The sequence below is a fragment of the Streptomyces sp. SID14515 genome (assembly GCF_010548505.1).
Taxonomy (GTDB): Bacteria; Actinomycetota; Actinomycetes; order Streptomycetales; family Streptomycetaceae; genus Streptomyces; species Streptomyces caviscabies.
On the sequence record NZ_JAAGMH010000070.1, the window covers coordinates 160,066 to 167,795 of the forward strand.

General features: G+C 68.7%; 6 protein-coding genes and 1 tRNA gene. 4 read left to right on the forward strand and 3 right to left on the reverse strand.

Annotation, left to right across the window (positions count from 1 at the left end; all coding sequences use genetic code 11):
- The first annotated feature begins 117 nt into the window (after nucleotides 1–117).
- The gene (locus G3I54_RS14210; RefSeq protein ID WP_164614642.1) at nucleotides 118–1,746 is read left to right on the forward strand and encodes a PucR family transcriptional regulator; all 1,629 of its coding nucleotides are present in this window, start codon (nucleotides 118–120) and stop codon (nucleotides 1,744–1,746) included.
- Nucleotides 1,747–1,753: 7 nt separating this feature from the next.
- Here the strand turns inward: G3I54_RS14210 and G3I54_RS14215 are convergent, their stop codons facing one another.
- On the reverse strand, nucleotides 1,754–2,149 hold the full coding sequence (locus tag G3I54_RS14215) for a TOBE domain-containing protein (protein ID WP_164614643.1): 396 nt from the start codon (nucleotides 2,147–2,149) through the stop codon (nucleotides 1,754–1,756).
- Nucleotides 2,150–2,229: 80 nt separating this feature from the next.
- Here G3I54_RS14215 and G3I54_RS14220 point away from each other — a divergent pair, with 80 nt between their 5' ends.
- The 3 genes from G3I54_RS14220 to G3I54_RS14230 all read left to right on the forward strand — a co-directional run bounded on the left by G3I54_RS14220 (nucleotide 2,230) and on the right by G3I54_RS14230 (nucleotide 6,741).
- Nucleotides 2,230–5,010 carry an NACHT domain-containing protein gene (locus G3I54_RS14220; protein WP_343240335.1) on the forward strand — a complete coding sequence of 927 codons (2,781 nt, stop codon included), beginning with the start codon at nucleotides 2,230–2,232 and terminating at the stop codon, nucleotides 5,008–5,010.
- A gap of 483 nt (nucleotides 5,011–5,493) precedes the next feature.
- Nucleotides 5,494–6,363, forward strand: coding sequence for a hypothetical protein (locus G3I54_RS14225; protein WP_164614645.1), 870 nt, complete (start codon nucleotides 5,494–5,496; stop codon nucleotides 6,361–6,363).
- Nucleotides 6,364–6,432: 69 nt separating this feature from the next.
- A complete protein-coding gene (locus tag G3I54_RS14230) occupies nucleotides 6,433–6,741 on the forward strand; it encodes a hypothetical protein (RefSeq protein ID WP_164614647.1) in 309 nt (102 codons plus the stop codon).
- Nucleotides 6,742–6,900: 159 nt separating this feature from the next.
- Here G3I54_RS14230 and G3I54_RS14235 read toward each other — a convergent pair.
- Together G3I54_RS14235 and G3I54_RS14240 are read right to left on the reverse strand one after the other, a co-directional pair.
- Nucleotides 6,901–6,974, reverse strand: a tRNA-Pro gene (locus G3I54_RS14235).
- 28 nt (nucleotides 6,975–7,002) lie between these two features.
- Nucleotides 7,003–7,728, reverse strand: a complete 726-nt coding sequence (locus G3I54_RS14240) for a Pr6Pr family membrane protein (RefSeq protein WP_203686192.1) — start codon at nucleotides 7,726–7,728, stop codon at nucleotides 7,003–7,005.
- Nucleotides 7,729–7,730 lie beyond the last annotated feature (2 nt).

Here is a 7,730-nt window from a genome sequence, read left to right on the forward strand (position 1 = left end):
ACAACCAAGAGGTGCTTGCCCGCTCTGACCTTGCATTTACGATGCAGTGACTCGCATTGGCTTAGCGAATGTGAGATGCCGGGTGTGGTGCCCGGCAGCCCCGCAAGGAGACCGCCCATGCACGTCGAAGACCTCCTCCGACTGGAGTCCCTGGACCTGACCCTGCTGTGGGGCGACGGCCCGCAGCTCACCCGGGAGATCAGCGGGGTGACCGCGACCGATCTGGAGGACCCGGGCCGCTTTCTCCAGCGGGACGAACTCGTCCTCAGCGGTCTGGTGTGGTGGGCCCCGGCGGACGACGAGGCGAAAGCGGAACGGTTCGTCGCCGCTCTGCACGGGGCCGGCGCGGCCGCGCTGCTGGCCGGCGAGGAGACGCACGGAGGCGTGCCGGAGGTGCTCGTCGACGCGTGCCGCCGACATGGCATCGCGATCCTCTCGGTGCCGGTGCACACGTCGTTCCGGGCCGTCACCGACACGGTGTACCTGCGGCAGTGGGGCGACCTGAGCAGGCGGCCCGCCGCTTCCTACGCGCTGCCCGAGAACGTACGGGCCGAGCTGAGCCGGCTCCTCGCGGCCGGCGCGGACCCGGACACGCTGCTCACCCGCGCGGTCGCCCACCTCGGCACCCCGCCCGCCTATGTGCTCAGCGCCACGGGCCGCACGATCGCCCGCACTCCGACGGCCGCGCCGCTGTCCGTCCGCCGGGCGGCGGAGGCCCTTACGGCGCCCACGACCCTGAGCATCGACCCGGACGCCTCGCCGTACGGCCAATGGCACCTGCACCTGCCCGAGCCGGTCGAGGCCCCGCCGCGCATGCTGCACGAGATAGCCGAGGTGCTGGCCCAGCACCGCCAGGAGGCGACCCGCCGCGAGCGGACCACTCGCGCCCGCGCCTCGGACCTCCTGGCCCTGATGGACACCCCGTCGGGCCCCGCCGCCCCGGCCGCGATCCGGACGGCGCTGCAAGCCTGCGGCCTCCCGGAGGAGGGCCCGTACACCGTGATCACGGTGAAGGGGCCGGCGGACGACGACGGAACCCCGGACGCCCTGACCGAGGCGCTGCACCACCTGACGGGCCACGGGTTCGCGGTGGGCACGCTGCCGACAGCGGAGCCGGGGGAGGCGACGGCGCTGATAGGCAGCCGGACGGAAGCGGACGGGGACACGGGTACGGACAAGGGATCGGGCGCGGGTCGGGGTACGGGTACGGACACGGGATCGGGCGCGGGTGGGGACACGATCGCGACGACACTCAAGAACCTCTGGCCGACCCTCCAGTCCCGGAACGCGAACGTCCCCCTCCACGGCGGCATCAGCACCCCGGTCACCACCCCGCAGAACCTCAAGGGCGCGCTGACGCAGGCACGTTACGCACTGACGGCGGCGCGCTCGCAGAAGGCGTCCGGAGTGGGGGAGTCCACGTCCACGGCCCGGCTCACGGCGATCGAGGAGCTCACGACCCTCGAAGCCCTCCTCACGGGCGTCCCCGCCGACGTACGCACCGCCTTCGGCATCCACGCGCTGGGCCCGCTCGCCGACGACACGAACCCCTCCCACCGGATGCTCCTGGAGACCCTGGACGTCTTCCTCGCGCACAACGGCTCCTGGGCCCGCACGGCCGAGGCCCTGCACCTGCACGTCAACACCGTGCACTACCGCATCCAGCGCGTGGAGATGCTGACCGGCCGTGACCTGGCCCGCCTGGACCACAAACTGGACCTGAAGGCGGCACTGCTCTGCCGCTGACGGACGGCTAGGGCCGGTCGATATGCACGTTGGTCGACTTCACCCGCGCCGTGGCGGTCACCCCGACCTCGATGCCCAACTCGTCGACCGCCTCCCGGCTCACCAGGGAGACGAGCCGGTGCGGCCCGGACTGGATCTCCACCTGGGCCACGATGTCGTCGACGGTGACCGCGGTGACGATCCCGGCGAACGAATTCCGCACCGAGGTCCGCGTCTCCCCGGGCACGGGATGCAACCCGGCGGCCCGGTCCTTGGCGAACGCGGCCAGCCCGACCCCGTCGATCACCCGGTTCCCGGCACCGTCCCGCTCCATGGCGATCTGCCCCCCGTCGGCCCACCGGCGGACGGTCTCCGAACTGACGCCGAGCAGCTCCGCGGCCCGGCCGATGCTGTAGGTCGGCACGGAGGAACTGTAGGGCACAGGTGTACAGCCAGGCCGTCGCCTCCGTACTGGTGGAGCCGAACTCCTGACTTTCGCGGAGAGTGATCGATGATCACCGGATCGTCATATCCTGGTGCCCGGGCGGCCAGGAGCGCCGCGCTTCACCACTCGGAGACCAGATGGAACCCGCGGTTATCGGGGCGCGCCTCGCGTCGAGCGTTGTGAGCCCGCTGATCAAGAAGCTCTTCCTGAACGGAGGGCCCGGAGCGGGGCTGGTCGACAAGCCGGTCCGCGTCTCCCAGCTCGTGTCCTTCCGCGGCGAGCAGCGAACACTCTCCGACAAGGCACTGCATCGGATAGCCGAAGAACTGGTTGCCCGTGCCGTGCAAGAGACGGGTAAGGAGGAGCGGCTGCCCAGCTTCGAGGTGCGAGCCGTCACCAACGCCGTCGCCTCCTCGCTGCGCGTCATGGGCACTCTCGACATGGATGACGTGCAGGCGGTGGACCTTGGGCACATGGATCTGGCTCGGCGTCTGAGGTCGATGAGCCGGACAGCCGTGGTGGGACTGTCGGCCGATGCCACCGAACTCCACGCGAACGTGCTGAACACCGCGTGCCTGCACATCCTGAACTTCTTCACCCAGCGCTCGACGTTCGTGCCGCGAACCCTTGTCGAACAGAGCCGGAGCATCGAGGAGCTGACGCGCAAGATCGACTCCCTCATCACGCGGGCTCCGTCCCCTGCGGACGGCCCCTTTGAGGAGCGATACGCGCGCTACATCACCGACAAGCACGGCAAGCTGAGCATCTTCGGCCTCGACCTGTCCCAGGGGCCGGAGAACTGGCGGTTGGACGTCGCCTACCTCAGCCTCGACGCGGTGGGCGATGCCACCGGAGCGCTTCCCACCCGGCTCTCCGCCGATCAGGTCCTGGCCGCGCAGGACCGGGTTCTGCTGCGCGGTGTGGCGGGCTCGGGCAAGACCACGCTCGTGCAGTGGCTGGCGGTCTCCACGACGCGGCGGAGCCAGCTGGATCTCTACGGGCTGGTGCCGTTCGTCCTGCCGCTGCGCACGCTCACCAGAGGCGGTGCCAGGCTTCCGGCCCCGGACGAATTCCTGTCCGCGGTTGACTGCCCGATCGCCGCGTTGCAGCCGACGGGATGGTTCGACCGTGTACTGAGAGCCGGCCGCGGGCTGATTCTCATCGACGGTATCGACGAGATCCCGGAAGACGACCGCAACGACGCCCGACAGTGGCTCCAGGAACTGATCAGCACCTATCCGGAGAACCGCTGGCTCGTCACCTCCCGGCCTTCCGCGGTCCGGGAAAACTGGCTGAGTGGGGACGACTTCGCCGAGGCGGATCTCGCGCCCATGAGCAGGGACAACATCGCCGACTTCGTGAACCGTTGGCACGAGGCGGCAGGGATCAGCGACCAGTATGCCCATGAGCTGTTACGCGCGGTCCGCGCCAAGCAGGACCTCGGCAGGCTCGCCACCAATCCGTTGATGTGTGGCCTGATCTGCGCTCTTCACCAAGACCGTCGTGGCTATCTTCCCGAGGGGCGCAAGGAGATCTACGACGCGGCACTCTCGATGCTTCTTTTCCGCCGCGACCGTGAACGCGGCGTCTACAAGCCGGGATCGATCCGCATCGGCGAGGCGCACCACATTCAGCTGATCCAGAAGCTGGCCTACTGGATGATCCGCAACGGCCGCTCCGAGATGGACCGCGCAGACGCGGTGGACCTCCTTGCACAAGCCCTGCCCACCATGCCGAAGGTGGCGGAGCAGGGCACGGCCGAGGAGATCTACCGGCACCTTCTCATCCGCAGCGGCCTGCTGCGGGAACCGAGCGTTCAGTCGATGGACTTCATCCACCGGACCTTCCAGGACTACCTCGGTGCCAAGGCCGCGGTGGAAGGGCTCGACTTCGACTTCCTCATCGCCAACGCTCACCTGGACCAGTGGGAGGACGTCATCAGAATGGCCGTCGCCCACTCCCGTCCGACTGAGCGCACCCGTCTGCTGACCGGCCTCATCCGGCGGAGCAATGTCACGGCTCACGGGATGAACCGGCTGCACCTCCTGGCGGCTGCGTGCCTGGAACACGCCACGGAACTCGACCCCGAGGTCCGGGCGGAAGTGCAGCAGTACGCGGGCGCCCTTATCCCGCCCCGCACGCCGGACCAGGCCCGCGCTCTGATCGAGGTCGGCCCGGTGGTGCTGGACCTGCTTCCGCGCCCGCCGGAGGAGGCGCCGGTGAATAAGCGATCGGCCGATGACCTGACCATCGAGTATCGGTTGGACGAGGAGAAGGCCGCCGATCGAAAGGCGGCCGACGAGGCCTACTTCACCGTAATCGCCGCCACGCGCATCGCGACCGACGCGGCCATCGACGTCCTCGCCCGCTACCGCGGGCACCACGACCTCCGGGTGCGCAGCGAACTTGTACGAGCCTGGAGCCGCTTCGACACCGACGTCTACGGCGAGGAGGTCATCGCCCACCTTGACGAGGAGAACCTCTACTTCCCGGTCTCCAACTTGGCGGAGCTGCACGCGATCAGCAGTTACGGCGGGCGGGCCCGAATCAAGATCGCCGGAGACTTCACTGCCGTCGACTTCCTCAACGGCTGCCGCACGGGGAGGCTCACCGACCTCTGGCTTGCCGGGGACATCGGCGACTCGTGGCGATGGCTGCGCGAACTGCCGCTGCTCCACTCACTGACCATCGAGACCTCGCTGCCCCACGTGGACGTGGCGCCATTGGCACCGGTGCTGCCACTGCGCACGATCTACGTACCCAAGGGGGCTGTGGTCTCCGGTATCGATTCCCTGCCCTCGTACATGGAAGTGGTGCGTATGGGACGCGAAGGGGCATGATCGTTCGATCCCGCAGCCGTCCCGGGGCATTCCGACGTCTTCCGGTTCCGAGCCGGCCCGACATTCTCGATCGATCCAGATCGCATCCATGGCTCCGGAGTAATCGGGCCCATGGATGCAGGCCGGATGAATTTGGTTTCCCCGCAGACGGGTGATCAGGGCCACGCATACCGTGCTGGCGTCGTGAACAGGGACGATGCTAGAAAGTGGGGGCCGCAACGCAAAGGAATCCCCAAGGAGGATCCTCTGCCGCGTAAATGGCCTCGCTGACCACGGGGCCTGATAACCCATCACCAACCGGGCTGCACCTTTGCCGGAATGGGTGGGGTCGAGGGGGGCTTCGCGAGCCCGGAGTGATTCTTCAGGTTTACCGGGTGCTCCTGGGGGTCCTGCTGATACATCCGGTCTGTTTCCGCATGCTCAACTTCCCTTCCCTCCTGTTTCGGTGTATGCCCGCACGAAGAAAACGGGAGGGCTTCACCTGTGAAGCGAACAATTCATCGCAGTGCCGCCATCATCGCGGCCGGCACCGCGGGTGCTCTGGTCCTGACGATCGCCCCCACAGCCGCTGCCGACGACTTCGGCCCGTCGACGGCGGAGAGGGTCGCCTCGGTGGTCGAGAAGACCACCGGCACAGCGGAGATCAGCCGGGACGGGCAGAGCGGGGTCACCACGCCCGCCACTGCCGACGGCACCATCAGCGCCACTGCTGTGGACGGTTCCAGGATCAGCATCCGCCTGCCCGGCACCGGCAGCTCCAACGCCGCCGGGACCGGGACAGGCACCATCGTCTACCCCGGCGCGGCCAAGAACGCCGACCTGGCCGTGCAGCCCACCGCCCAGGGCGTTCGCGCCCTGATCGCCATCAACAACGCGAACGCCGCTAAGGAGTACCGCTTCGGCCTCGGACTTCCCGACGGCGCGGCAGCCGAGCAACTCGACGGTGGTGGCGTCCTGGTCACCAAGGGCGAGGACGTCCTGGGCATGTTCGACGCCCCCTGGGCCAAGGACGCCAACGGGGAAGCCGTTCCGACCTCGTACCGCGTCGAGGGCGGTGACCTGGTCCAGACGGTCCAGTTCGACGAGAGCACGCCCTTCCCCGTCGTCGCCGACCCCTGGTGGAACACCGCCTGGAAGTGGACCAAGTGCGCCGCCGCGGTCGCCGTGGCGTTCTTCCCCGCGGCAAAGGCCTACAAGGCCATCAAGGCGCTCGGCGGCGCCAAGCAGACGGCGAAGCTTCTCTGGGGCGCGCGGACCAAGGGTGACTTCATCAAGCATGCCAAGAAGGCAGGCAAGAACGGCGCGGTAGAAATACTCGGGATCGCCGGAGTGGAGAGCTACTGCTTCAAGTAGGGGGTCCTCGCCCGTTGAGACCCCAGTGTCCCCGAGAGAGTTACGACACCGATTGGAGTGCGATCTCCGTTGAGTAAGCACGAACCCCACATTCTGATCCTGCGGGATCTGGAAAGCCTTCGCGACGAGATCGCTCGTGAGCTGGACTCGGCGGGCGAGGCCGAGCAGCCAGGTCTCCGGAAGGCCCTGCACCTTCTCGACCAGCGTGCGACGGCCACCGATGAGCAACTCGTCCAGGACTGGGTCACCAGAATCCTGTCCCGCGCGGGGGTGGACCCCGCACAGGACCATGTACGGGCTGTGAAGGTGCTCAGGGAGACCATTCCCGGACTCGGACTGCGTGCGGGCAATGACCTGGTGAAGTCCGTCCTCCCGTGAGAAGTCCGTTACCGATGGGGGGAGAGGGAACTCGACGCCCCACTCTGCGTCCTTCATCCATCACCGTGAGGGACGCAGGCGCACCGGCGGAAACGCAGAATCAGGTCAGGGGCCCGACCCGCTCTCGCGGATCAGGCCCCTGACCTGGTGTTTCAGCTGTCGGGGTGGCGGGATTTGAACCCACGACCTCTTCGTCCCGAACGAAGCGCGCTGCCAAGCTGCGCTACACCCCGATGTCCACCGGACTCCCGGCGACATCGATTACTTTAGCCCACCGGCGGCCGGAGGCGAAATCCGGTTTCTCCGGTGCTGGAACCACCCCGCCACGTTCGGCCGGAGGTGGTCCACGGCGGTGATCAGGACGCCCAGGGCGGCGAAGAGGAGACCGAGGGCCAGGGACTGGGTGAGGACGCCGGCGTAGCCGTACGTGTCGACGTCGAGGAACGGGTACGGGTAGCGGGCCGGGGCACCGGGGGAGAGCAGGGCTCCGCGGGTCAGGGTGAGGGCCAGGTAGGCCGCGGGGGCCGAGAGCCACAGCGGGATGTGGGCCAGGCGCAGGGTCCGGGGTGTGGTCAGCAGGAGCCAGTCCGCGGCGACGGTGAGGGGGGTCACCGTGTGGAGCAGGAGGGTCGCGGCGGTGGGCCGGTCTGATTGCGGGGGCGGGCTGCCGCCGTAGTTCACCAGCACCAGGTGGTACATCAGCCCGGTGATCGCGGCGAGCAGCAGCACCCCGCCCGACAGGCGCGGCGACAGCGGCGGAGCGCCCCGCCAGGAACGTACGGCCGACCAGCCGAAAGCGCCCGCGATCAGGAGGTTCGCCAGGACCGTGAAGCGGATCGGCGCCGGTGGCGCGTACCCGGTCGCCAGGGCGATGACCGGGCCCGCGGCCGCGGCCCCGCACGCCGCGGTGCGCAGGGCGGCGGCCCAGGGGCGGCGGGGCCCGGCGGGGTCCGGGAGCACCTCTGCCGCCCGGGGGCGGGGGAGCAGGG

What these genes read in the sequence shown, in the direction of transcription:
- G3I54_RS14210 (WP_164614642.1), top strand. Translation starts at nt 118, where the DNA reads ATGCACGTCGAAGACCTCCTCCGACTGGAGTCCCTGGACCTGACCCTG.